The organism is Pseudomonas chlororaphis subsp. piscium, from assembly GCF_003850345.1.
Classification (GTDB): Bacteria; Pseudomonadota; Gammaproteobacteria; order Pseudomonadales; family Pseudomonadaceae; genus Aquipseudomonas; species Aquipseudomonas piscium.
The window spans coordinates 2,372,019-2,396,062 of record NZ_CP027707.1 but is presented as its reverse complement, the minus strand read 5'-3'; the positions used below and the strand labels follow the sequence as shown (position 1 = coordinate 2,396,062).

The 24,044-nt window shown below is 66.0% G+C and carries 26 protein-coding genes; 16 read left to right on the top strand and 10 right to left on the bottom strand.

Annotated features, from left to right (window positions below):
* Positions 1 to 34: 34 nt before the first annotated feature.
* A complete protein-coding gene (locus tag C4K38_RS11195; RefSeq protein WP_053278390.1) occupies positions 35 to 262 on the top strand; it encodes a DUF6555 family protein in 228 nt (75 codons plus the stop codon).
* 152 nt (positions 263 to 414) lie between these two features.
* On the opposite strand, the gene C4K38_RS11190 is transcribed toward C4K38_RS11195, so the two are convergent.
* Both C4K38_RS11190 and glcC read right to left on the bottom strand, forming a co-directional pair.
* Positions 415 to 585, bottom strand: coding sequence for a metallothionein (locus C4K38_RS11190; protein WP_009048207.1), 171 nt, complete (start codon positions 583 to 585; stop codon positions 415 to 417).
* 103 nt (positions 586 to 688) lie between these two features.
* Positions 689 to 1,453, bottom strand: a complete 765-nt coding sequence (gene glcC, locus C4K38_RS11185) for a transcriptional regulator GlcC (protein ID WP_053278389.1) — start codon at positions 1,451 to 1,453, stop codon at positions 689 to 691.
* A 234-nt stretch (positions 1,454 to 1,687) separates the two neighbouring features.
* On the opposite strand from glcC, the gene glcD reads away from it, so the two are divergent.
* From glcD to C4K38_RS11155, 6 genes are all read left to right on the top strand, one after another.
* A complete protein-coding gene (glcD, locus tag C4K38_RS11180) occupies positions 1,688 to 3,187 on the top strand; it encodes a glycolate oxidase subunit GlcD (RefSeq protein WP_053278388.1) in 1,500 nt (499 codons plus the stop codon).
* Positions 3,187 to 4,266 (top strand): glycolate oxidase subunit GlcE, encoded by a 1,080-nt coding sequence (gene glcE, locus C4K38_RS11175; protein WP_053278387.1) that lies wholly within the window; start codon positions 3,187 to 3,189, stop codon positions 4,264 to 4,266. Before glcD ends, glcE begins: the two co-directional genes overlap by 1 nt.
* A gap of 15 nt (positions 4,267 to 4,281) precedes the next feature.
* Positions 4,282 to 5,532, top strand: coding sequence for a glycolate oxidase subunit GlcF (gene glcF, locus C4K38_RS11170; protein ID WP_053278386.1), 1,251 nt, complete (start codon positions 4,282 to 4,284; stop codon positions 5,530 to 5,532).
* Between the two features lie 12 nt (positions 5,533 to 5,544).
* A complete protein-coding gene (locus C4K38_RS11165) occupies positions 5,545 to 5,946 on the top strand; it encodes a heme-binding protein (RefSeq protein ID WP_053278385.1) in 402 nt (133 codons plus the stop codon).
* Positions 5,947 to 6,091: 145 nt separating this feature from the next.
* On the top strand, positions 6,092 to 7,561 hold the full coding sequence (locus C4K38_RS11160) for a PAAR domain-containing protein (RefSeq protein ID WP_053278384.1): 1,470 nt from the start codon (positions 6,092 to 6,094) through the stop codon (positions 7,559 to 7,561).
* Complete coding sequence (locus C4K38_RS11155; RefSeq protein ID WP_053278383.1) at positions 7,562 to 7,954, top strand: hypothetical protein; 393 nt, start codon at positions 7,562 to 7,564, stop codon at positions 7,952 to 7,954. It begins immediately after the preceding gene.
* Positions 7,955 to 8,036: 82 nt separating this feature from the next.
* On the opposite strand, the gene C4K38_RS11150 is transcribed toward C4K38_RS11155, so the two are convergent.
* Positions 8,037 to 9,356 carry an Nramp family divalent metal transporter gene (locus tag C4K38_RS11150; RefSeq protein ID WP_053278382.1) on the bottom strand — a complete coding sequence of 440 codons (1,320 nt, stop codon included), beginning with the start codon at positions 9,354 to 9,356 and terminating at the stop codon, positions 8,037 to 8,039.
* A gap of 325 nt (positions 9,357 to 9,681) precedes the next feature.
* Here C4K38_RS11150 and C4K38_RS11145 point away from each other — a divergent pair, with 325 nt between their 5' ends.
* The 3 genes from C4K38_RS11145 to C4K38_RS11135 all read left to right on the top strand — a co-directional run bounded on the left by C4K38_RS11145 (position 9,682) and on the right by C4K38_RS11135 (position 12,151).
* Positions 9,682 to 10,458, top strand: a complete 777-nt coding sequence (locus C4K38_RS11145; protein ID WP_053278595.1) for a helix-turn-helix domain-containing protein — start codon at positions 9,682 to 9,684, stop codon at positions 10,456 to 10,458.
* 60 nt (positions 10,459 to 10,518) lie between these two features.
* Positions 10,519 to 11,424 carry an aromatic amino acid exporter YddG gene (gene yddG, locus C4K38_RS11140; RefSeq protein WP_053278381.1) on the top strand — a complete coding sequence of 302 codons (906 nt, stop codon included), beginning with the start codon at positions 10,519 to 10,521 and terminating at the stop codon, positions 11,422 to 11,424.
* 151 nt (positions 11,425 to 11,575) lie between these two features.
* The gene (locus tag C4K38_RS11135) at positions 11,576 to 12,151 is read left to right on the top strand and encodes a DcrB/PsbP domain-containing protein (protein WP_053278380.1); all 576 of its coding nucleotides are present in this window, start codon (positions 11,576 to 11,578) and stop codon (positions 12,149 to 12,151) included.
* Positions 12,152 to 12,189: 38 nt separating this feature from the next.
* Here C4K38_RS11135 and C4K38_RS11130 read toward each other — a convergent pair whose 3' ends face one another.
* The 4 genes from C4K38_RS11130 to C4K38_RS11115 all read right to left on the bottom strand — a co-directional run bounded on the left by C4K38_RS11130 (position 12,190) and on the right by C4K38_RS11115 (position 15,911).
* Positions 12,190 to 12,906, bottom strand: a complete 717-nt coding sequence (locus C4K38_RS11130; RefSeq protein ID WP_053278379.1) for an alpha/beta hydrolase — start codon at positions 12,904 to 12,906, stop codon at positions 12,190 to 12,192.
* 89 nt (positions 12,907 to 12,995) lie between these two features.
* Positions 12,996 to 14,108, bottom strand: a complete 1,113-nt coding sequence (locus C4K38_RS11125) for a succinylglutamate desuccinylase/aspartoacylase family protein (RefSeq protein ID WP_053278378.1) — start codon at positions 14,106 to 14,108, stop codon at positions 12,996 to 12,998.
* 166 nt (positions 14,109 to 14,274) lie between these two features.
* Positions 14,275 to 15,054, bottom strand: a complete 780-nt coding sequence (locus C4K38_RS11120) for an ABC transporter substrate-binding protein (RefSeq protein WP_053278377.1) — start codon at positions 15,052 to 15,054, stop codon at positions 14,275 to 14,277.
* 422 nt (positions 15,055 to 15,476) lie between these two features.
* Positions 15,477 to 15,911 carry a rhodanese-like domain-containing protein gene (locus C4K38_RS11115; RefSeq protein ID WP_053278376.1) on the bottom strand — a complete coding sequence of 145 codons (435 nt, stop codon included), beginning with the start codon at positions 15,909 to 15,911 and terminating at the stop codon, positions 15,477 to 15,479.
* Between the two features lie 101 nt (positions 15,912 to 16,012).
* Here C4K38_RS11115 and ftrA point away from each other — a divergent pair, with 101 nt between their 5' ends.
* Entirely contained in the window at positions 16,013 to 16,990 is a 978-nt protein-coding gene (gene ftrA / locus C4K38_RS11110; protein ID WP_053278375.1) for a transcriptional regulator FtrA, read from the top strand.
* A gap of 117 nt (positions 16,991 to 17,107) precedes the next feature.
* Here the strand turns inward: ftrA and cobF are convergent, their stop codons facing one another.
* The 3 genes from cobF to C4K38_RS11095 form a co-directional block, all read right to left on the bottom strand.
* Positions 17,108 to 17,872, bottom strand: a complete 765-nt coding sequence (gene cobF / locus C4K38_RS11105) for a precorrin-6A synthase (deacetylating) (protein WP_053278374.1) — start codon at positions 17,870 to 17,872, stop codon at positions 17,108 to 17,110.
* A 74-nt stretch (positions 17,873 to 17,946) separates the two neighbouring features.
* Positions 17,947 to 18,510 (bottom strand): histidine phosphatase family protein, encoded by a 564-nt coding sequence (locus tag C4K38_RS11100; protein ID WP_053278373.1) that lies wholly within the window; start codon positions 18,508 to 18,510, stop codon positions 17,947 to 17,949.
* A gap of 94 nt (positions 18,511 to 18,604) precedes the next feature.
* Positions 18,605 to 19,168, bottom strand: coding sequence for a DUF4865 family protein (locus C4K38_RS11095; protein ID WP_053278372.1), 564 nt, complete (start codon positions 19,166 to 19,168; stop codon positions 18,605 to 18,607).
* Between the two features lie 94 nt (positions 19,169 to 19,262).
* Here C4K38_RS11095 and C4K38_RS11090 point away from each other — a divergent pair, with 94 nt between their 5' ends.
* From C4K38_RS11090 to C4K38_RS11070, 5 genes are all read left to right on the top strand, one after another.
* On the top strand, positions 19,263 to 20,129 hold the full coding sequence (locus C4K38_RS11090) for a LysR family transcriptional regulator (RefSeq protein ID WP_053278371.1): 867 nt from the start codon (positions 19,263 to 19,265) through the stop codon (positions 20,127 to 20,129).
* A 169-nt stretch (positions 20,130 to 20,298) separates the two neighbouring features.
* On the top strand, positions 20,299 to 21,153 hold the full coding sequence (locus C4K38_RS11085) for a MurR/RpiR family transcriptional regulator (RefSeq protein ID WP_053278370.1): 855 nt from the start codon (positions 20,299 to 20,301) through the stop codon (positions 21,151 to 21,153).
* A 2-nt stretch (positions 21,154 to 21,155) separates the two neighbouring features.
* A complete protein-coding gene (locus C4K38_RS11080; RefSeq protein ID WP_053278369.1) occupies positions 21,156 to 21,800 on the top strand; it encodes a cysteine hydrolase family protein in 645 nt (214 codons plus the stop codon).
* Complete coding sequence (locus tag C4K38_RS11075; RefSeq protein ID WP_053278368.1) at positions 21,797 to 23,143, top strand: type I glutamate--ammonia ligase; 1,347 nt, start codon at positions 21,797 to 21,799, stop codon at positions 23,141 to 23,143. The genes C4K38_RS11080 and C4K38_RS11075 overlap by 4 nt, the downstream gene beginning before the upstream one ends.
* Positions 23,127 to 23,879 (top strand): N-formylglutamate amidohydrolase, encoded by a 753-nt coding sequence (locus tag C4K38_RS11070; protein ID WP_053278367.1) that lies wholly within the window; start codon positions 23,127 to 23,129, stop codon positions 23,877 to 23,879. Before C4K38_RS11075 ends, C4K38_RS11070 begins: the two co-directional genes overlap by 17 nt.
* Positions 23,880 to 24,044: the final 165 nt, after the last annotated feature.

Here is a 24,044-nt window from a genome sequence, read left to right as displayed (position 1 = left end):
TCACTAAACCATCACAGGGAGGATTGATAGCCTTATGAACAACGCAAAACTTTTCGTCATCGAGTACAGCCTGCACGGCGCCCCCAAGTCCTTCATCATCCGCTCGGAGAAGATGGACAACGCCGAGGCGTGGCACTGGGCAAGCTGTGACGCCGGGGTCGGCCGCATCGGCCGTTTTGGCCTGGAACGGGTTAAGAAGACCAGCAAGCCCCAGGCGGAAAAATTCGGTATCGAGAACGTCACCTGGCGACCGTCGACCTGATCCAACCGAGGCCTTGGGCATACGTTGGATGAGAGAGCCATGCCGAATGCGGTCACCTGTAACTGGATCGACGCTCGCAAACAGGACGCTCGCAAATGGAAAGTGGAGCCCTGAGCGGCTCCACTGCTTTTCCACCTGACAACTTCGACCCGTCAGTGATGCGCGCCCTTGGCGCAATCGCAGCCTTCGGTAGAGGTGCAGGGTTCGCCGTTGGCATGGTGGCTGGCGCAGGCCTGGCAACAGTAGTGCTTGCCGTGACGCACGATGGCATGGGCGCCGACCTTGCAGGTACAGCCCGGGCAGGCACAAGTCTGGTTGGACATGGGGTGACTCCTTTGTGGTGGTCGTCGACGACGCGATGCTGGCCGCGTCTCTAGCAGTGTAGTGGCTGCCTCTCGTCGCCATTGACCCCTGGTCGCGGCGGCTTCAGTTCCAGCCTTCCAGGCGCAGGGTCGCCCGCACCAGGCGCTGCTCCTCGTTTTCGATTTCCCGCAGGTTGTCGCAGATCCCCTGGATGTGCGCGATGGCGGCCTTGCGTGCCTGCTCCGGCAGGCGCCCGGTGACGGCGTTGTAGAGCCGCGCGTGCTGACGGTCGATCTGCCGCTTCTGCGCCTGGCGGTGGTAGAGGTTGTTGACCGAGGCGAACACCGAGTTGAGCAGCAGGTCGGTCAGCGAGCGCAGGGTCTGCACCAGCACCGGGTTGTGCGAGGCTTCGCAGATCGCCAGGTGGAAGGCGTGGTCCAACCGCGCATGGGCCGAGGCCTCCAGCGCCTGGCCGTGGGCATCCCGCAGCGCCTGATAGGCGCGGCCGATCAGCACGAAATCGGCATCGGTGCCGCGCAACGCCGCCAGCCGCGCCGACTCGCCTTCCAGCAGGCTGCGCACTTCGAACAGGTCGTACAGGGTGCGCGGCTGGGAGCTGAACAGATGCATCAAGGCCGAGGTCGCGCCCTGCCCCGACAGCTCGGCGACAAAGGAGCCCTTGCCCTGTTCGGTTTCGATGATGCCTCGCGCCCGCAACAGCTTCAGGCCCTCGCGCAATGCCGTGCGCGACACCCCGAGTTTTTCCGTAAGGCGCCGCTCCGAGGGCAGCAGCTGGCCGGTCTTCAGTACGCCGTCGACGATCAGGCGCTCGATGCGCTCACAGACCACATCCGCCACCTGATGCCGCCCCGAATCGCTTCTGTCCATGCGCCCTCCACTGGTATGACCAGCCATGAAGAAAAAACCCGATCAAACGGATCGTCAGGCTAGTCCACTGAAATACTTAAGTTTTTATAAAAAACCCGGTATCGCTGGCGAAACAAACTGGTTCGACCAGTCCCCGGCCCCGTGGACAGTAAGGCCAGCCGGGCCAATGATGCAACTGAGCGGCCCGCCCCTGCCGGCCGCCTAATAAAAACAACTCAGGGTCGTTAGCCACCCATGAATATCCTCTACGACGAACGCGTCGACGGCGCGCTGCCCCCCGTCGACAAAACGGCACTGCTCGAAGTACTGCGCCAACGCCTGCCCGACCTGGACCTCCTGCACCAGAGCGAAGACCTCAAACCCTACGAATGCGACGGCCTCTCGGCCTACCGCACCACGCCGATGCTAGTGGCCCTGCCGCGGCATATCGAGCAGGTGCAGGAACTGCTGCGGATCTGCCATGAACGCCGCGTGCCGGTAGTCGCCCGGGGTGCCGGTACCGGCCTGTCCGGCGGCGCCTTGCCCCTGGAGCAAGGCGTGCTGCTGGTGATGGCGCGCTTCAACCAGATCCTGCATATCGACCCCGCCGCCCGCACCGCGCGGGTCCAGCCCGGGGTGCGTAACCTGGCGATCTCCCAGGCCGCCGCGCCGTTCGGCTTGTATTACGCCCCCGACCCGTCCTCGCAGATCGCCTGTTCCATCGGCGGCAACGTCGCGGAAAACGCCGGCGGCGTGCACTGCCTGAAATACGGCCTGACCGTGCACAACCTGCTCAAGGTGGAAATCCTCAGCGTCGAAGGCGAACGCCTGACCCTGGGCAGCGACGCCCTGGACGCGCCGGGCTTCGACCTGCTGGCGCTGTTCACCGGCTCCGAAGGCCTGCTCGGGATCATCACCGAAGTCACGGTCAAGCTGCTGCCCAAGCCGCAACTGGCCAAGGTGCTGCTGGCGGCCTTCGACTCGGTGGAAAAAGCCGGCCACGCGGTGGCCGATATCATCGCCGCCGGCATCATTCCCGGCGGCCTGGAAATGATGGACAACCTGGCGATCCGCGCCGCCGAAGACTTCATTCACGCCGGCTACCCGGTGGACGCCGAGGCCATCCTGCTGTGCGAGCTGGACGGTGTCGAAGCCGATGTCCACGACGATTGCGACCGGGTCCGCGCGGTGCTCGAACGGGCCGGCGCCACCGAGGTCCGCCAGGCCCGAGACGAAGCCGAACGGGTGCGTTTCTGGGCCGGGCGCAAGAATGCCTTTCCGGCAGTGGGCCGGCTGTCGCCGGACTACTACTGCATGGACGGCACCATCCCGCGTCGCGAACTGCCGGGAGTGCTCAAGGCCATCGCCGCGTTGTCCGCCGAATACCAGCTGCGGGTGGCCAACGTATTCCATGCCGGCGACGGCAACATGCACCCGCTGATCCTGTTCGATGCCAACCAGCCCGGCGAACTGGACCGCGCCGAAGCCCTGGGCGGCAAGATCCTCGAGCTGTGCGTCGCGGTCGGCGGCAGCATCACCGGCGAACACGGGGTCGGCCGGGAGAAAATCAACCAGATGTGCGCCCAGTTCAACAGCGACGAGCTGACCCTGTTCCACGCGGTCAAGGCGGCCTTCGACCCCGGCGGCCTGCTCAACCCCGGCAAGAACATCCCGACCCTGCACCGCTGCGCCGAATTCGGCGCCATGCACGTGCACGCCGGGCAACTGCCCTTCCCCGAGCTGGAGCGTTTCTGATGACGGCACACGCGGATAACGACGCCAGCGGCGCGCTGCTGGAACAGGTCGGCCAGGCGTTGGCCGACGACACGCCACTGCTGATCCAGGGCGGCAACAGCAAGGCCTTTCTCGGCCGCATGACTGCCGGCGAGGTGCTCGACACCCGCGCCCATCGCGGCATCGTCAGCTACGACCCGACCGAGCTGGTGGTGACGGTCCGCGCCGGCACGCCGCTTGCGGAACTGCTGGCCGCGCTGGACGCCGCCGGGCAGATGCTGGCCTGCGAACCGCCGGCCTTTGGCGACGGCGCCACCGTCGGCGGCATGGTCGCCGCCGGCTTGTCCGGGCCACGGCGGCCCTGGGCCGGCTCGGTGCGCGACTTCGTGCTCGGCAGCCGGGTGATCACCGGCACCGGCAAGCTCCTGCGCTTTGGCGGCGAGGTGATGAAAAACGTCGCCGGCTACGACCTCTCGCGCCTGCTGGTGGGCAGCTACGGTTGCCTCGGGGTGCTCACCGAGGTGTCGCTCAAGGTCCTGCCGAAACCCCGCCAGTGCCTCAGCCTGAGCCTGGAAATGGACAGCGCCAAGGCCCTGGCCCGGCTCGCCGACTGGGGCCAGCAACCGCTGCCCATCAGCGCCGCCAGCCATGACGGCCAGCGCCTGCACCTGCGCCTGGAAGGTGGCGAAGGCTCGGTGGCCGCAGCCCGCGACCGCCTCGGCGGCGAGCCCTTGGCCGCCGACTACTGGGCCAATCTCAATGAGCAACAGTTGGTGTTCTTCGACGAAGGCCTGCCGCTGTGGCGCCTGTCGCTGCCCAATAACACTGGCCCCCTGGAGCTGCCCGGCCAGCAGTTGATCGGCCAGCAATTAATAGATTGGGCCGGCGCCCAGCGCTGGCTGAAATCCGCGGCGCCCGCGGAGCGCATCCGCAGCCTGGTCGAGCGTGTCGGCGGCCACGCCACCTGCTACAGCCACGGCCTGCTGGACAGCCCGTTCCAACCGCTGCCGGCGGTGCTGCTGCGCTACCACCGCCAGCTCAAGGCGCAACTGGACCCGCAAGGGATCTTCAACCCCGGCCGGCTCTACGCCGAGCTCTGAACGGAGACCCGAAGCATGCAAACCACCCTGAGCGAACAGGCGCGCCAGCTGCCCCGCGCCGCGGAGGCCGAGAGCATCCTGCGCACCTGTGTGCATTGCGGTTTCTGCAACGCCACCTGCCCCACCTATCAACTGCTGGGCGACGAACTGGACGGGCCGCGGGGGCGCATCTACCTGATCAAGCAGGTGCTGGAGGGCCATGAAGCCACGGCCAAGACCCAGCTGCACCTGGACCGCTGCCTGTCGTGCCGCAACTGCGAAACCACCTGCCCGTCCGGGGTGGATTACCACAACCTGCTGGACATCGGCCGCGCCGTGGTCGATGCCGCCGTCCCCCGGCCCCTCAGCCAGCGCCTGCTGCGCCAGGGCCTGCGCGCCCTGGCACCGAACCCGGCGCTGTTCAAGGCGCTGATCGGCACCGGCGCCATCTTGCGCCCCTGGCTGCCCGAGGCCGTGCAAGGCAAGCTGCCGCGCCAGGTTCAGCCGGCCAAGGCGCGCCCGACCACGGCCCACGCGCGGCGTGTCTTGCTGCTGGAAGGTTGCGTGCAGGCGAGCCTGTCGCCCAACACCAACGCCGCGACGGCGCGGGTCCTCGACCGCCTGGGCATCGCCGTGAAGCCGGTGGCCGAGGCCGGCTGCTGTGGCGCCGTGGATTACCACCTGGACGCCCAGGACGCCGGCCTGGAACGGGCCCGGCGCAATATCGACGCCTGGTGGCCGCACCTGGAACACGGCGCCGAAGCCATCGTCCAGACCGCCAGCGGTTGCGGCGCCTTTATCAAGGATTACGGCCACCTGCTGGCCCACGACCCGCGGTATGCCGCCCGCGCGGAGCGGGTCAGCGCCCTGGCCCGGGACCTGGTGGAACTGCTGCGCGACGAACCGCTGGAACAGCTGCTCACCCACAGCGACCAGCGCCTGGCCTTCCACTGCCCCTGCAGCCTGCAGCACGCGCAGAAGCTCGGCGGCGCGGTGGAGGCGGTGCTCAAGCGCCTGGGCTTCGAACTCACCGAGGTGCCCGACAGCCACCTGTGCTGTGGCTCGGCGGGCACCTACTCGCTGACCCAGCCCGAGCTGGCGCGGCAACTGCGGGACAACAAGCTCAATGCCCTGGAAAGCGGCCGGCCCGAGGTCATAGTCACCGCCAATATCGGCTGCCAGACTCACCTCGACGGTGCCGGGCGCACCCCAGTGCGGCACTGGATCGAACTGGTCGAGGCCGCCCTGCCGCCCCTGGATTCTTCCCATCAACCAGTTACCCCTTGAAAGGAGCACGCCATGCACAGCAAAGCCATCCTGGGTCATCGCGAAGTCCAGCGCATCCTGCTCGCCGCGCGGGACGAGGCCGAGCGTAACCAGTGGTCGGTGAGCATCGCCATCGTCGATGACGGCGGCCACCCGCTGGCCCTCGAACGCCTGGACGGCGCCTCGCCGATCAGCGCCTATATCGCCGTGGAAAAAGCCCGCACCGCGGCCCTCGGCCGGCGCGAATCCAAAGGCTATGAAGAGATGGTCAACGGCGGACGCACGGCGTTTCTCTCGGCGCCCTTGCTGACCTCGCTGGAAGGCGGCGTGCCCGTGGTGTTCGACGGCCAGGTGATCGGCGCCGTCGGTGTGTCCGGGGTCAAGTCCGGGGAGGATGCCCAGGTGGCGCGGTTCGCCGCCCAGGCGCTGGATTGAGCTGCGAAGGCTGATCCAGCAAGAGGGGTTGCAAGAAAAATATCAGGCAGACAATTACCGCCAGCCTTTCAGATTCCCCCGATTTTTTTTCCTGAAAGGCGTTGCTACGTTCCCAAGGAAAACCTCATGTACAGGACGTTGCAACATGGCTTTCGTAGCACGACAAGGCGACCCCACCACTACTGGAGGTGTGGTCATATCGGGATCCGATACATCATTCATCGAGGGCCAAAGAGTCGCCCGTGTCACTGATACCGTCTGGTGCCCCATGTGCCAGACGGTCGGTTTCATCATCGAAGGACATGACACCTGGCTGGATACCCGACAACCCACGGCGGTCGACGGCAGCCTGGTGCAATGCGGCTGTCCCACAGGGACCCACCGCCTTGTCGCCACTCAGAAATCGACTCTCTCGGAAGACCAGCCGCCCATCCCCATCCACCCCGAATGGCTGCCACTGGGAGTCGCGAACTCGCAGCGCTGGGCCGAGGCGATACAGGAGGGATGGCCACAGAATGAATTCGCGGACTCTGTACCCGGCGAGCAGGCCCGCGGGATGCGTTTCAAGGGTGCAGAAATCGTCCCGGAACTGCGCCCCATGCTCACCGACCACCAAAGCGTGGAGCCGGGCTTTCATATCGTCCAGTCGCCGATAAGCCGTGCCGCCCTTGAAACGCTTCTTTTCGGCCAACCCGATCCGGCGGTCCTGGAGAAATTTCTCCAGCTCAATTCCCAGCTACCGGAGCGGCTAAGACCAGGACACCTCGTAGTGTTGAGCCATCCCGACAATAACCTGTGTACCCGGGAAGAGTCGTTGTTGATGGAGGCTGCCGAAAAGGTCAGCATCGAACTGGAATCTCTTACGGATGAAGAGGCGACATTCATGCTTCAGTACAGGTCTCAGGTGGCCTCGATCCTTGCATACAGCGGAACAGCTACTGGCGTGGGAACAGCGGCGATTGGTAGCCATGTCAACGAATTGAAAGGCACCTTGCAGGATATCGAGAGGCTCCACCAGACGTTCTTCCAACGAGATGGGCACCTGCGTAGCGCCGAGTTCTTTAGCGAGAGACGAAAGCTGTTTACACGCCTGGATAGCCAGTTGATCGGTATCACCAAAATGAGCGTTGCCTTTCCCGAACATCCAAAGCTCAAAAGCGCCCTGGGAATTTCCAGCAGCAGCCTGGTCCACCGTTGGACCCAAGCGGGCGCAGCGGGCCAGATACCGGGTTACGCCACACACATGGAAGGCATCTCAAGGGCTTCCAGAGTGCTTAAATATGGCGGCTGGCTCGGTATGGCGCTCAGTGGAGAGGCGTCATACATGAAGGTTCGGGATGTTTGTACAGCAGGCAACAAAGAGGCCTGCGAGAAGGTGAAATTCACCGAGGCCGGAAGTCTGACCGGTGGGATAGCTGGAGGAGTCATCACAGGTCCGCTACTGGGGACAGGCGTCGCAGGGGGTATTTGCGTAGCGATCGGGGTTCCGACCATGGGTGTCGGGGCTGTGGCGTGCGGTCTGGTGGTAGCTGGTGGGATTGCTTACGGGCTTGGAACGGGTGGAGAGTCGGCCGGGGCGTTTTTGGGGGAGCTTATCTATGAAGCAGGGAAGTGAATGATCATTACCACCGCACACATCGTGCTGGGTGCCTGTATCGGGACCACCTTTCTAGGCATGTTCGGCTTGGGCGGGTATTACCTGTACCTGGGTTGTCGGCACATGGGTATCTTGCTGAGCAGCTCCAGGCACTGCTTATTGGTCAACAGGTACAAGTTCCATCTCCAGAGTGGACCCTGGGAAAAAATGGCGCTGGCGGGCGTGGTGGGGAGCGGCTTGTTGCTCGCCCCCTATCTCACCCGACACGGTTTGATGGACAAGGAAGATGTCGCCAACTTTCCTGAGCCGCTTAAAAGCAGATTGCTTGTATCGCAGTGCGTTGGCTGGTTTCTGGTGCTGACTCTCTTGCTGGAAGTCGTCGCAGTCAAAGCGATCCACTATCAATCCTGACAAAAGGACTCTGCTGAAAGCCGTTCAAGGGCCCTTCTCATGATCTAGCCTGTCCCAGTCGCCGCCACATGCAGTTGCGTGCTTACACCACCAACTGCGCAATCAGCCAGGCATTGGCCCCGCTGATGATCGCGAACAGGCTCCAGACGAGGATGCGGGTCGGCCAGCGGTTGACGAAGACGCCCATCAACTGCGGGTCGCTGGTCATACGGATCAATGGGTAGAGGGCGAACGGCAGTTGCAGGCTGAGCACCACCTGGCTCAGCACCAGCAGCTGGCCGACCGCGCCGTCGCCCATCAGCCACACGCCGACGAAGGCCGGCACCAGCGCCAGGCCGCGGGTAATCAGGCGGCGCTGCCAGCACGGCAGGCGCAGGTTGAGGTAGCCCTCCATGATCACCTGGCCGGCGATGGTGCCGGTGAAGGTCGAGCTCTGCCCCGAGGCCAGCAAGGCCACGCCGAACAGCACGCTGGCCAGCGCCCCGCCCACCAGCGGATCGAGCAGGTGATAGGCGTCCTGCAACTCCACCACCTCGGTGTGCCCGGTGCCATGGAAGGCCGCGGCGGCGAGGATCAGGATCGCCGCGTTGACCAGCAGCGCCAAGGCCAGGGAGCCGATGGTGTCGATGCGCGCCAGCTTGATCGCATCCCGTCGGCTGGCCTCGTCCTGGCCCACCAGGCGGGTCTGCACGATGGAGGTGTGCAGGTACAGGTTATGGGGCATCACGGTGGCGCCGAGGATGCCGATCGCCAGGTACAGCGGCGCGGCCTCGCTGATCGCCGCCAGCGATGGCGTGAAGCCTCGCGCCACGTCCGGCCAGTAGGGTTTGATCAACAGCAGCTCGACGAAAAAGCACAGGCCGATGGTGCCCACCAGCACCAGCATGATCGCCTCCAGGCGGCGGAAGCCACGGTTCTGCAAGGCGAGAATCAACAGGGTGTCGAAGGCGGTGATGACAATCCCGGTGGTCAGCGAAACGCCGAGCAACAGGTGGAACGCCAGGGCACAACCCAGGACCTCGGCAAGGTCGGTAGCGATGATCGACACCTCCGCCAGCAGCCACTGGGTACGCGCCGTGCAGGTGCTGTAGCGCTGCCGGCAAAGCTGCGCCAGGTCGCGCCCGGTGGCGATGCCCAGGCGCGAGCACAGGCACTGCACGGCCATGCCCGCGAGGCTCGCCAGCAGCACCACGAACAGCAGGTTGTAGCCATAACGCGAGCCGGCCTCGATGGCGGTGGCCCAGTTGCCCGGGTCCATGTAGCCGATGGAAATCAGCAGGCCAGGGCCGGCGAAACGCAGGATGCGCTTGAACAACGACGCCTTGGGATCGACCACGATGGTGCCGGCGACTTCCGGCGGGCAGAAGGGTGCGGTACCGACTTTGGGGAGAGTGAATTTCACACGGGCATCCGGAAGGCTGGAACGGTGGCCCAGCTTAGACGTTTCAGCGAACCGGCCCAAGCCTTGATAGCGCCCTGCCCCGGCCTTTGCAGCCTCACCGAGCCCCGGCATCTGTAGGAGCGAAGCTTGCTCGCGATAGCGGTGTGTCGACAGAGGAAATGAGTCGGTTGTCAGCTCCTTCCCAGCACACCAGTGAGACCTCCTGCCCGCCACCACTCAGCACGAGCCGGAACATTTATCACCGGCCATCGCGCCTCAATCGGCCGCTCCTACAGCACCGGCATTTTCAGGCATGATGCGCAGCAGCCATCCGCGGAGCAGCGCCATGAACACTCCAGCCCACCCCACTGTCGCCCTGGCGATGCGTTCGTATTCCGGACAGGTCGAGCTGCACGATCACGATTTTCCGCAGATCGTGCTGCCGCAGTCGGGGGCGATGGAAATCGAGGTGGATGGCCGTGGCGGCAAGGTCGACGCCAGCCAGGGCGTGGTGATTGCGCCGGGCGCCCGGCATAGCTTCCTGGCCGAGCGCCGTAACACCTTTCTGGTGCTCGACCTGGATAGCTCCGGCTGCGAGCCGTCTCTGGCCGATACCCGCTTCTTCGCCATCGACCCGCAGATCCGCCACCTACTCGGCTATGCCAGCCACAGTGGCGCCTCGCTCAGCTCTTGCAGCCAGGTCGCCAGCGCCTGGAGCACCCTGTTGCTGGCCTGCCTGGCCCGCCCGACGCCAAGCGCGCCGCAGCGCCAGGCGCTGGCGCGGGCCCTGGCCTATATCGAACAGCACCTGGGCAGCCCGCTGAGCGCCCGCGCCATTGCCCAGGCCGCGGGGGTCAGCGAGCGCAGCCTGTATCTGCTGTTCGAGCGGGACATGCACAGCACGCCCTTCGCCTATATCTCGACCCTGCGCCTGGACCGCGCCATCGACCTGCTCGGCCGCACCCTGCTGCCCATCAGCGAGATCGCCCAGCGGGTCGGCTACGCCGATCAGAGCGCCCTGACCCACGCCTTGAAGAAGGCGCGCAACCAGACCCCGGCCGCCCTGCGCAAGGCCGCTCGCGACGCCCAGGCGCAGGCTGCGACAAGACTTCGGCAGGCCTGATCAATACCGCCGTCGCGGCGGCTTCTATGCTGGCCACACCACCCTTGCCTCGGTGTGCCCATGACCGCAATCCATTCAACCCGCCTCGCCCCCTCCCGCAGCGGGGCCGCCACCGCCATCGGTGTGATCGCGGTATTTCTCTGGTCGTGCCTGGCGCTGCTGACCACCCTCACCGCCGGCATTCCCCCCTTCCAGTTGCTGGCCTTGAGCTTCGCCGTGGCCTGCGGCGCCAGCCTGGTGCTGCTGGGCCTGCGGGGGCGCGCCGGCTTTCGTGGCTGGCGCCAGCCCTGGCCGGTGTGGGCCCTGGGGTTCGGCGGGATCTTTGCCTACCACGCGCTGTATTTCTTCGCCCTGAAAGCCGCGCCGGCCGCCGAGGCCAGCCTGATCGCCTACCTCTGGCCGTTGCTGATCGTGTTACTGGCGGCCCGGGCCGGCGGCGAACCGCTGCGCGGCCGGCAACTGACCGGCGCCTTGCTGGGGCTGGCCGGCACCGCGTTCATCATGCAGCAGCGCGCTTACAGCCAGGTCGGCGCGATGTCGATCGCGGGTTACCTGGCGGCGTTCGGCTGTGCCCTGGTGTGGTCCGGCTACTCGGTGCTCAACCGCCGCTTCAGCAGCGTGCCCAGCAGCCTGATCGGCGGCATCTGCGGGCTGGTGGCGGTGGCCGGGCTGCTCTGCCATCTGATGTTCGAAAGCCCGGTGCAACCGGACCTCAAGCAATGGCTGGCGATCCTCGGCCTGGGGCTGGGCCCGGTCGGCCTGGCCTTCTTCGCCTGGGACCACGCCACCAAACACGGCAACCTGGCCACGCTCGGCGCGCTGTCGTACCTGGCGCCGTTGATCTCCACCCTGCTGCTGATCGTCATCGGGCAAAGCCCGGCCAGTGCGTGGCTGCTGGTGCCGGCGCTGCTGATCATCGCCGGGGCGCTGCTGGCGACGTCGGGGGCCCGTTCCGCCCAGGGTTGACGAGCGAAAACCGTCATGCCCGATAAGCGCCACGAAGGCTGCTGCCGCGCCCTTTTATCCGAAATTTCGCGCCACCGAATATCCCGCTGGAGTGCCCCGCGACAGCCATGGGAAGATGCGCGCCCCAACGCGTTCACTCTGGAGAATCTGCATGTCCCTGTTCGGTAAACACGCCGCGGTCCTGGTCCTGGCGGCGCTGGCCGGCTTCAGCGCCCTGAACGTGTCCGCGGCCCAGCCGACGAACAAGAAGGCCAAGGTCGAGACCGTCTCGATGCTCGGCGGCAAGTTCAAGTTCAGCCTGCCCAAGGGTTTCATCGCCAACCCGCTGCCGGCCGGCGACGAAGCCAGCGGCACCGCCGGCGCTACCGGCACCATGTACACCAACGCCAGCACCAAGACCGTGGTCATCGCCGCGGAAAACCTGATCCCCGATGCGGTGCAGGCCAAGGACAACGACGCGCAGTTCCTCGACAGCGCGGTGTCGGGCTTCCTCTCGCAACAGGCGGCGGCCCTGCCGGACTTCAGCAAGCAGAGCGAAAAAAGCATGACCCGTGGCGGCCTCGGCCTGCGCCAGATCGACAGCACCGCGACCCAGGGCGGCGGCATGACCCAGAGCTCCACCCTGCTGGCCGGCTCGGGCAGCCGCATGGCGGTGGTGCAGGTGATTTCGCGGATCAACGACAAGGCCAATCACGACAAACTGGTCAGCCAGATCGTCGGAAAATAAACCCTCGCGAACCCGCAGCGACAGCAGCCGCTACGGGTTCAGCGGTTGAGGCTGAGCAACCAGCGGTTCAGGTCCTGGAGCTCGGTGTCGCTGATGGTATGGCCGATGCCCGGGTAGACATGGAATTGCGGAGCCAGGCCCAGCCCGCGCAACAGGCTGTCGGCCTCGGAACCGTCGCTGTAAGGCAGGCGCATATCCGCGGTGCCATGGGCGATGAAGATCGCCAGCCGTTCCAGGCCCGCGCCGCTCTTGAGCTGCGAGCGCAGCACCGGCAGGATCTTCCCGCTCAACGCCGCAATCCCGCGGACCGCCTGGGGATGGCGCAGGCCCAGCTCGTAGGACATGATCGCGCCCTGGCTGAAGCCCACCAGGAATACCCGGTCGGCACGGGTGTGGTACTTGGCGATCGCCTGCCCCACGAACTCGTCGATCAGCTTGGCGCTATCGGCCAGCTCGGCGGTCACCCCGTCATAAGCCCCTTCGCCCTGCTTGTGAAACCACTGGTAACTGCCCTCTTCCACAGTCTGCGGCGCCCGTACCGAGAGGTAGGTGTAATCCGCCGGCAACCCGTCCTTGAGGCCGAACAGGTCCTCTTCGTTGCTGCCGTAGCCGTGGAGAAAAATCACCAACGGCCGGTAATGGGAATCGGCCGGGGCCTGTTCCAGATAGAGCAGCGGCAGGTCGTCGTGCAGCTCCGTCTGCGCCTGGACGCTGGCGCAAACACTTAGCAGCAACAGGGCCAGAAACTTGAACATGGGACGTCCTTGCAGATGGGCAGGCCTGGCTGTGTGGCCGGGACTGCAATCAGGGAAAACCCTCGACCGTCATCGGCGGCGAGCGCCTCTCAATCGTTGGTCAGCTTGCCGCTGCGGATCGGCTCGCGACCGGCGACCTTGGCCTGCCAGATGCCCGGCTCGGTGTAGCGGCTGCGGTCCAGGGCGAACAGTACGCCGCTGGTGGCGGCGCGCACCAGGGTGACGATGTCGTTCAACGGGTCGACCACCTCGAAGATCCCATCGCCCCGCTCCACCCACTCGCCGGCTTCGCGCAGGAAACTGACCACCCCATGGTGCGGGGCGAACAGGTATTGGGTGCCTTCGAACGGCATGCCCTCGCAACAGGCGTCCGGGGTGGCCGGCCAGTGGCCGCCGATAAACCCCTGCTCGGCGAGAAAACCGAGGATCGCTTCGCAGTTGGCCTGGGCCTGTTCGACCCGGGTGTCGCCCATGCTGCCCAGTTCCAGGGTGGTGGCGAGGTTGGCCGCTGGAATGGCCGCCCGCGGGAAGTCGCGGGCCAGGCGCAGCCAGGGTGTGGAGCAGGACTCGTCGAACGAGCTGCCGCCGGAATCTTCGCAGAGCAGCGCCACGCCGGCCTTCAGGCGCGCGGCCAGGGGCTGCCACTGCGGCCAGTGCTGGGGCAACGCGTACAGATGGATCGCCGCCTCGAAATCGCAGTGCAGGTCGAGGGTGATCTCGGCGTCGCAGGCATGGCGCAGCAGCAGGCGTTGCAGGGCCTGGAGTTGCGAGGTCGGAGCCGGCAGACCGTCAAGGACTTCGCCCATGGTCTGGCGGATCAAGGCGACGTTGGCCACGGCATCGCTGCCCAGGCGATCACCGATCAGGTCGCCCACCGGGCCGCTGAGTTCGACGAAGGCGCGGTTGAAATTCTTCCCGCTGCCGCTTTCGAAACGCCCCAGGTGACTGCTTTGCAGGTGCTGGTCGAGGCCGATGGGGTTGGCCACCGGCACCAGTTCGATCACGCCCTTGAGCTGCCCCTGGGCTTCCAGTTCGCTCAGGCGTTTTTTCAGTTCCCAGGCGGTGCGCATGCCCGGCAGCTCGTCGGCGTGCAGGCTGGCCTGGATATAGACCTTGCGGCTGCCACTGCCAAAACGGAACACGCTGAGCTGGCGCTGGGTGCCCAGGTGGCTCCAGGGCAAGGAATGGTCGATGCGTTGCATGAAGGGCTCCGGAAGAAAAATGGAGTTCGGCGGGGGCCGTAGCCTGAGGCATTTGCGCGGTCATTGGAAGGTCGCGGCCATCCAGGCGCCCCACCCTCACTCGAACTCGCGCCCACAAAAAAGGCGGCGCCGTCTTCACGGTAGCCGCCTTTTTCACCTCAGAGAATTACTCGCCGTAGACGTCGAACTTGAAGTACTTGTCCTGCACGGCCTTGTACTTGCCGTTGGCGCGGATTTCAGTGATGGCGGTGTTGAATTTCTCGGCCATCTCGGTATCGCCCTTGCGCACGGCGATGCCGGCGCCGCCACCGAAGTATTTCGGATCGTTGTACTCGGGACCGACGAAGGCGAAGCCCTTGCCGGCGTCGGTTTTCAGGAAGCCGTCGTCGAGGTTGACCGAGTCGGCCAGCAGCGCGTCGATGCGACCGGAAACCATGTCCAGGTTGGCTTCCTGCTGGGAGCCGTAGCGCACCAGGTTGATCCCGGCCGGCACCAGCACTTCGGTGGCGAAACGGTCATGGGTACTGGCGCGCAGCACGCCGACTTTCTTGCCCTTGAGTTCGGTCAGCGGGTCCTTGACCTCGGTGCCTTCCTTCATCACGAAGCGCGCCGGGGTGTGGTAGTACTTGATGGTGAAGTCGACGTTCTTCTTGCGGTCGTCGGTGATGGTCATGGACGACAGGATGGCGTCGATCTTGCGCACTTTCAGCGCCGGGATCAGGCCGTCGAATTCCTGCTCGACCCAGGTGCATTTGACTTTCATCTGCTCGCACAGCGCATCGCCGATATCCACGTCGAAACCGGTGAGCTTGCCGTCGGGGGTTTTCATCGAGAATGGCGGGTAGCCGGCTTCGATACCAATGCGGATCGGCTTGGCATCGTCAGCCACGGCGGTCAGGGACAACATGGACAGTGCCAGGGCACCGAACATCACAAGCTTCTTCATTTATAACTCCCGTAGACGGAGGCTCTTATTGGCAGAAAGGTTCGATTGGGGGAAATCGAAGTGGCCAGCAGTCTAGAGCGGCGCCCGGGAGGCAAATTGTGTTTATGCGACAAATACTTATAGAAATTACACAGCCGGTTCAGGACTGCTCTTTGGCGGTGCAACGACCTTGGAAAACACCCCCGATCCCCGCAGGTTCACCGATTTTCGCGCCCGCATTGCGACCCGTCAGTCGCCCTGAAAACGTCCCGGACGGCGCCATTCATCCGGGACACGCCAGCGAAGCGCGGCGGGATGCCGCCCAGAGCGAATGCAGGCCTTTGCCAGCCGCCACAATCCCTGTAGCCGCTGGCGCAGCCTGCGCAAGCCCGGGCCACGCTGGTCGCAGGGCCTCCAACGATCTGGAAGCCCCACGAAAACCTCTAGCAAGCACACTCCACGACCGCACTCGCCGGCCGTTCGAGCTCCACGCTCAGCTTGAAGCCTTCATCCAGCCAGCCGGTCACGCCGCCGATCATCTCCTTGACCGGGTAGCCCAGGGCCGCCAGCCGGACCGCGGCCTTGTTGGCGCCATTGCAGTGCGGGCCGGCGCAATAGACCACGAACAGGGTGTCCCGGGAGTAACCGGCCAGGCGCTCGGCGCTGATCAGGCGTCCGGGCAGGTTGATCGCCCCCGGCACATGGCCGCGCTCGAAGGCCAGGGGACCGCGCACATCCAGCAGGACGAAGTCGACCTCCCCGGCTTCCTGGCTGCCGAAGACATCGGAGCAGTCAGTCTCGAAGGTCAGGCGGTTGGAGAAATGCATCAGGGCGATGGCCGAGGGGGCGGCGGGAATGTCACGAACCAGGCTGGTCATTGCAGTGTCTCCAGAACAACAGTGGGTGTGACAGGACTTTATCGACCCGGCCGACGCCGCTACAGTGGCGCACAAGACACTGACTGGTAACTTTCCGCCAAATGCACAATGCCCCCGGTTTAGTCGCGATCCTGGCCTACAACGGCCTGTGCACCTTCGAGTTCGGCATCGCCGTGGAGATCTTCAGCCTGGCCCGTCCGGAATTCGATTTCCCCTGGTACGAACACCGCATAGTCGCCGTCGAGCCCGGGCCGCTGCGGGCCATGGGCGGGATCCAGGTGCTGGCCGATGGCGGCATGGAGCTGCTGGAGCAGGCGCGGACCATCGTCATTCCCGGCTGGCGCAGCCGCAACGAGCCGCTGCCGCCCGGGCTGAGCGAGGCCCTGGTGCGCGCCCATGAGCGCGGCGCGCGGCTGCTGTCGATCTGCTCCGGGGTGTTCGCCCTGGCGGCCACCGGGCTGCTGGATGGCCGGGGCGCCACCACCCACTGGCAATACACCGATGAACTGGCCGAGCGCTTTCCCGCCATCCAGGTGGACCCGGACGTGCTCTATGTCGATTCGGGGCAAATCATCACCTCGGCCGGCAGCGCCGCCGGGATCGACGCCTGCCTGCATCTGGTCAGCCGCGACTTCGGCACCCACATCACCAACTCAGTGGCGCGGCGCCTGGTAATGTCGCCGCAGCGCACCGGCGGCCAGGCGCAGTTCATTCCCGCGCCGGTCAGCCGCACGCCGCGCAACGACTTGTCGCGGGTCATGCAATGGGCCCGCGAACGCCTGCATGAACCGCTGGAAGTGCGGGACCTGGCCAGCCAGGCATTGATGAGCGAGCGCACCTTCCTGCGGCGCTTCAACCAGGCCACCGGCGTCTCGCCCAAGGCCTGGCTGCAGCACGAACGCCTGGCCCGGGCGCGGGAGTTGCTGGAGAGCGGCAGCGAGCACACCGAGACCATCGCCCTGCGCTGCGGCTACCGTTCGGTGGAGAGCTTTCGCGTGGCCTTTCGCAGCGTGGTGGGCCTGCCGCCGTCGGCATATCGCGAGCGGTTCGGGCGGGGGGAGAAGGTGGTCGCCGAGTGAGGTGGCGACTGGGGGGACGTCATCGCGGGCAAGCCTCGCTCCTACAAAGGACCGGCTTCTGTAGGAGCGAGCGGGCGGCAATCCGACTTGCCCACGAAAGGGCCGGCCCAACCCTCCTCAATCCTCCGGCTTGCGCAACAGATAGGTGTCCATGATCCAGCCATTGGCCTGCCGCGCCGCCTTGCGCACTTGCTGGATCTGCCCCGCGACATCCTTGAGCCGGCCAGCAATCAGGATTTCCTCCGGCGTGCCGAGGTAGGCGCCCCAGTAGATCTCCAGGTCCTGGTCCGCCACCTGGCGATAGGAATCCTCGGCGTCGAGCATCACCACCAGGCTGTCGGCATCGCTCACCTGCCCCGCCGCCAGCCGTCGGCCGGTGGTGATCTCGACCGAGCGGCCGATGCGGTTCAACGGCACCTTGTGCTGCGCCGCCAGGGCCTGGACGCTGGTGATGCCGGGAATCACCTCGAACTCGAACGCACAGCGGCCGCTGGTCAGGATCGCCTGCAGGATACGGATGGTGCTGTCGTACAGCGCCGGATCGCCCCAGGCCAGGAAGGCGCCGGTCTCGCCGTCCGCCAGTTCCTCGTCGATCAGCCGCTCGAAGGTGCGCTGCTTGTCGCGGTTCAGCTCGGCGACGCTGGCCCGGTAATCCACCTCGGCGCCGCGCAGCCGCTCCGGGCTTTGCGCTTCGACAAAACGGTAGCCGGGCTGCTCGATGTAGCGCTCGCAGATCTCCCTGCGCAGGTCGATCAGCGCATCCTTGCTCTGGCCCTTGTCCATCAGGAAGAACACATCAGTGCGATTGAGCGCCTTGACCGCCTGCATCGTGATGTAGTCGGGGTTGCCGGCGCCGATGCCGATGATCAGGAGGGTTTTCATGGGAGCGCCATCTCGGTGTCGATACTGCGGTCGAGTATGGCCGGATTGCCGGGTAAGGTCACAGGGTGGCTGCGTTAATCGCGCTGATCCAGGCGCAAGCGCCAACGACCGTTGAAGCGCAGTTCGACCTGGGCCAGCGGCTCGACATCGATGGCGTTGAAACTGGCCAGCGGGCACTGCATGACGTGCAGCAGCGCCGCGCGGATGACCAGCGGATGGGTCACCGCCAGCACATGCCCGGGCTGCTCGCTCAGCGACGCCAGCCACGCCGCGACCCGCTCGCACAGCTGCGCCACCGACTCGCCGCCATGGGGCGCCGAGTGGCTGTCGGCCAGCCAGGCCTGCAACGCCTCGGGCTGCTCACGGTGCAGATAGTCAATGGACAGGCCCTGCCAGCGGCCCACGTCACAGTCGCGCAGCGCCGGCACCGTCTCTACGCTGGCGCCATACAGGGCGGCGGTCTGCCGCGTCCGTTGCTCCGGCCCGCTGAGCAGGCGCGGCGCACGCTTGAACGCGCCGGCCCGGGAGCCCGCCAGCGCCTGCCAGTCCATCTCCAGCGGTTCGTCCAGCGGGAAGCGCGCCAGCTTCTGGGCGAGGGTTCGGGCATGGCAGATCAGGGTCAAGCGGGTGGCCGGCACGGGGAATTTCTCGACGTTGAATGGGCGCAGTGGGCAATGTGGCTGCGTTTGTATCATTTGTCGCCGGGGGATTCCCAACTTGTCGCCGCCAAACCTAGGCGCTGGCGAGCCCCGGCCGGGCCAGGTACAGCACCTCATAGCGCTCGGCGCCGCGTGTGCTGTCGGGCGCGCTGGCCGAGAGGGTGAAGCGCACCAGCTCCCAGGCCTGCAGGTCGAGGGCGACGAACACGGCGAAGGTGTCCGGGTCATCGGCCAGCCGCTGGTTGTGTTCCACCTGCTCGGCCAGCAGCCTGGCGCGGTCCGCCAGCGGATCGATCGCCAGGTGCTCGCGGTACAGGGTCCGCGCCTGGCCGCCGGGGCCGCGGCGCCAGTCCAGGGGCAGCCAGGACTCGATGTGCGGCCGGCCGAAGGAGTCGATCACGCTGTCGAAACCGCTGCCCATGAGAAACCGCGCGGCGCCCGCCGGATCGGCCCAGAGGTAGATCGAGGCGTACAGGTTATGCCGCGCGCCGTGCACGCCCCGCTCCTGGCCGGCGAAGACCTTGAACAGCAGCCCGTCGACCTCGTCCCACAAGGGCCCGCGATCCGCGGCGCGGTGGCGGATCACGCCCATGTCGTAGTTGGCGGGCAGGCGGTGTGAATACTGTTTGGCCAACATGGCGATGCTCCTGTGCTTGAAGGTGTTGCCAGCTTGCGCAGGACCAGCCATTACAACAAGATATCGGTACATATACCTGCGATAAGTATCCGATATGAGCGAACCCCTCAGGCCGCTGGACATCGACACCGTGCACGCCTTCGTGCTGATCGCCGACTTCGGCAGTTTCACCCGCGCCGCCCAGGCGCTGGACACCTCCCAGGCCGCCATCAGCCTCAAGCTCAAACGCCTGGAGGAACGCCTCGGCTATCGCCTGCTGGAGCGCACGCCGCGGCATGTGCGCCTGACCCCGGTCGGCGAGCAATTCATGCAGGCTGCCCGCGACCTGCTGCGGGCCCATGAGCGGGCCCTGGGCGACATGCAGGCGGCGCCGACGCGACGGCTGATCATCGGCATCAGCGACCACGTGGCCGGCGCGGAGCTGCCGCAACTGCTGAGCCGGATCGCCGCCTACGATCCGCTGCTGATCATCGAGGTGCGCATCGCATCCTCCCGGGACCTGACGGCGGCCTTCGACCGCGAGGAACTGGACGCGGTCATCGTGCGCAACGAAGGCGCGCGCCAGGACGGCGAAGTGTTGGTGGTCGAGCGCTTCGGCTGGTTCGCCGCGCCGGCCTGGCAACAGGCTCCGGGCACCCCGCTGCGGCTGGCGACCATGGCCGCGCCCTGTGGCGTGCGGCATGTGGCCGTGCGCGTGCTGGACGACGCCGGCATTGCCTGGACCGAAGTCTTTATCGGCGGTGGCGTGATGGCCGTCTGCGCCGCGGTCAGTGCCGGGCTCGGGGTGGCGGCGCTGGCCCATCGGGTGGCGCCGGCCGGCGCGGTGGAGGTTGGCGAGCGCCTCGGCCTGCCGCTGCTGCCGGTCAGTGAAATCGTCCTGCTTGCGCGGCCCACCGACGCCCGCTCCGAGGAAACCCTGCGCGCCCTGAGCGCGGCCTTTCGCGGCACCCTGCCACGCTGACACCGCGCCCTGAAAAACCTCGAACAGCCAATAAACCGGGGCTTTTGCGCCCCCTTTTGGGGCATTCGAGGCCGGTTTTATTTTTCACTAGACATGTAGCGTAAATTACATAAATACTGTTTTCACTTTCAGTGAAACAAAAACGACATTCCACTCGCGAAGGCGTTTTATGCCGTCTCTCAGAGACCAAATCACCGACCCGGCCCTCGACCTCACGCCTTCGGAGCGCAAGGTCATCCGTGCCCTGCTCGACCATTACCCGCGCAACGGCCTGGGGCCCATGTCGCGACTGGCCGAACACGCCGGCGTCAGCGATCCGACTATAGTGCGGCTGGTGAAAAAACTCGGCTTCGGCGGTTATGCACAGTTCCAGGAAGCGCTGCTCAGCGACATGGACGATCGCCTGCGTTCGCCCAGCACCCTGTTGCAACCACGGGCCCAGGTGCCCCGGGACGATGCCTGGAGCCATTACCTGCAAGGCAGCCTGCGCAGCCTGGAACAGACCCAGGCCCTGACCCAGCCCGAAGACGTGCGCATCCTGCTCGACTGGCTGCTGGACAGCCGGCATGTGCTGTACTGCTACGGCGGGCGCTTCAGCAGCTTTCTCGCCAGCTACCTGCTCAATCACCTGCGCCTGATGCGCCCCGGCTGCATAGCCCTGGACGACAACGCGCAACTGCCCGACCGTCTGTATGACGTGCAGCGCCAGGACATCGTCCTGCTGTTCGACTACCGCCGCTACCAGAGCCAGGCCCTGCGGGTGGCCAGCGCGGCCAAGGCGCGACACGCGCGGGTGGTGCTGTTCACCGACATCTACGCCTCGCCCCTGCGGGAGCTGGCGGACCTGATCATCAGCGCCCCGGTGGAGTCGGCCTCGGCCTTCGACACCCTGGTGCCGGCCCTGGCCCAGGTCGAGGCGCTGGTCGCCAGCCTGACCCTGCGCAGCACCGACCTGGACCGACGCCTGGAGGGCATCGACGCCCTGCGCAACGAATTCGCCACTCACCTGCTGGAGGACAAATAAGGATGGTCTGCCTTCCCCACCAATCGCCTCGCGATCTGCCATTCACCCTCGACCGCACCGCCTTGCTGCTGGTGGACATGCAACGGGCCTGGCTCGAACCTCAGTTCGACCCGCACTTGCAGGTGCCGGACGCCGAGTACTTCCTCAAGCGCACCCGCGAGCAGGTGGTTCCCAACCAGCAGAAGCTCCTGGCGGCCATGCGCGGCGCCCGGCAGAACGTGCTGCACACCATCATCGAAAGCCTGACCGCCGACGGCCGCGACCGTTCGCTGGACCACAAGCTGTCGGACATGCACCTGCCCAAGGGCAGCACGCAGGCGGCGATCATCGATCCGCTCGCGGCACGAGAGAACGAAATCGTCCTGCCCAAGACCTCCTCCGGGGTCTTCAACTCGACCAACATCGACTACGTGCTGCGCAACCTGCAGACCCGCCACCTGATCGTCGCCGGCATCGTCACCGACCAGTGCGTCGACATGGCGGTGCGCGACGCCGCCGACCGCGGTTACCTGGTGACCCTGGTGGAAGACGCCTGCGCCACCTACACCGACGCCCGGCACCAGGCCTGCCTGAACGCGATCAAGGGCTACTGCTGGATCACCGACACCCAGACTGTGCTCGGCCGCCTGCGGGAGATGCAGGCATGAGCCGGGGCAGCGAGCCGTTGCGGCCGGTGGCCATGACCACCCTGCTCACCACCGACCTGATCGGCGTCAGCCGTGGCCGCTCGTTCCCCAGCGACGAACTGGACAGCTACACCAGCGCCGGCTGCGGCTGGGTCCCGGCCAACAGCGCGCTGACCCCGCAGGACATCATTGCCGAGCCCAACCCCTGGGGCGCCCGTGGCGACCTGCGGCTGATCCCCGACCTGGCCAGCCGGGTCCAGGTCGGCAACGGCCCGGACGCCAGCGCCTCGCCGCTGGACTTTATCCACGCCGACATCTGCGAGACCGACGGCCGGCCCTGGGCCGCCTGCCCGCGCACCCTGCTGCGCAACGAGGTGCAGCGCTACGCCAGCGAGCTGGGGCTGCAGATCACCGCCGCCTTCGAGCACGAATTCAACCTGCACAGCGCCACCGCGCAACCGGAGCGCCTGGCCTTCTCCCTGCAGGCCCAGCGCCAGGGCGCGGACTTCGGCGGCTGGCTGCTCAGCGCCTTGCGCGCCGCGGGCGTCGAGCCAGAAATGTTCCTGCCCGAATACGGCAAGCACCAGTACGAAATCACCTGCCGCCCGACCCAGGGCGTGGCCGCCGCCGACCGCGCGGTGAACGTGCGCGAGATCACCCGCGAGATCGCCCGGCAACTCGGCCACGACCTGAGCTTCGCGCCCAAGACCGCGGAGCACGCGGTGTGCAATGGCGTGCACCTGCACCTGAGCCTGCAGGACCTGGACGGCGCACCGGTGCTGTATGAGGAAGGACGGGCCAACAGCCTGTCGTCCCTCGGCCAATTCTGGGCCGCCGGGGTGCTCAAGTACCTGCCCGCGATCTGCGCCTTTACCGCGCCGACGCCGATTTCCTATGCACGTTTGCAGCCCCATCACTGGAGCGCCTCCTACGCTTGCCTGGGCCAGCGCAATCGCGAAGCCTCGCTGCGCATCTGCCCCACCGTGAGCATCGGCGGCAAGCCGGTGGCGCCGCAGTACAACCTGGAATTCCGCGCCCTGGACGCCACCGCCTCGCCGCACCTGGCCATGGCCGCGGTGCTGATCGCCGGGCGCCTGGGCATCGAACAGAAGCTGCCCCTGCGCGCCGTGACCGACGAAGTGCCGGACGAACTGAGCGCAGAGCAGCGCCAGGACCGCGGCATCGTCGCCCTTCCGGCCTCCTTGCCCCAGGCGCTGGACTGCCTGCGCAACTGCCCGGAACTGCTGCAAGCACTGCCAGCCCCGCTGCTGGACACCTATTTCGCCGTCAAACACCAGGAAGTGAAACTGACCGAGCACCTGACCCCTGCCCAACTCTGTGAACACTATGCACACCTGTACTGAAACCACTGAACTGGGGCTGTACACCCGACCGGCCTACCGACTGCTGCGGGAAGATTCCGCGCACCCGCTGATCCTGGTCTGCGAGCACGCCAGCCGTTATATCCCGGCGGCGCTCAACGACCTTGGCCTGGACCCGGAAGCGGCGCGTGAGCACATCGCCTGGGACCCGGGCGCCCTGGAGCTGGCGGAAAACCTGTCGCAGACCCTCGGCGCCACCCTGCTGACGGCCAACTATTCGCGGCTGCTGATCGACCTCAACCGCCCGTGCCAGGCCCACGACAGCATTCCGTTGCAGAGCGAGATCTACCAGATCCCGGGCAACCAGCACCTCGACGAAGCCACCCGCGAGTACCGCCGCAAGCAGCTGTTCCGGCCTTTTCATGCACGCCTGAGCGGGCTGATCGACGCACGCCTGGCCGCGGGCCGGCCGGTGCGAGTGGTGGGCATCCACAGTTTTACCCCGCTGTACTACGGCCAGCGCCGCACCCTGGAGATGGGCGTGCTGTTCGATCGCGCCGAGGGTTACGCCCGGCGCCTGCTGGAAGGCATGTCGGTCCACGACGTGAAGATCGCCGGCAACGAGCCCTACAAGATCGACGCCCTGGGCGACATGACCGTGCCGGCCCACGGCGATGCCCGCGGCCTGGATTCGGTTTTGATCGAGGTGCGCAACGACCTGCTGCGCACCCCGCAAGCCATACAGTGCTGGACGGATTATCTGGCGCCGCTGTTGTAGAAAAGGCTGTGAATCAGGATGGAGCTGTGGTTGTAAAAAAGCTGTTTGCTGTACCGGTACAACAACTATAAAAACCGCCGTGGCGTGTCTTTAAACCTGCCAGGTTCAAATACATTGCCTGCCGCTCCAGGTCGTCCATCGACATCGGCGCCAGGCATCCGCCCA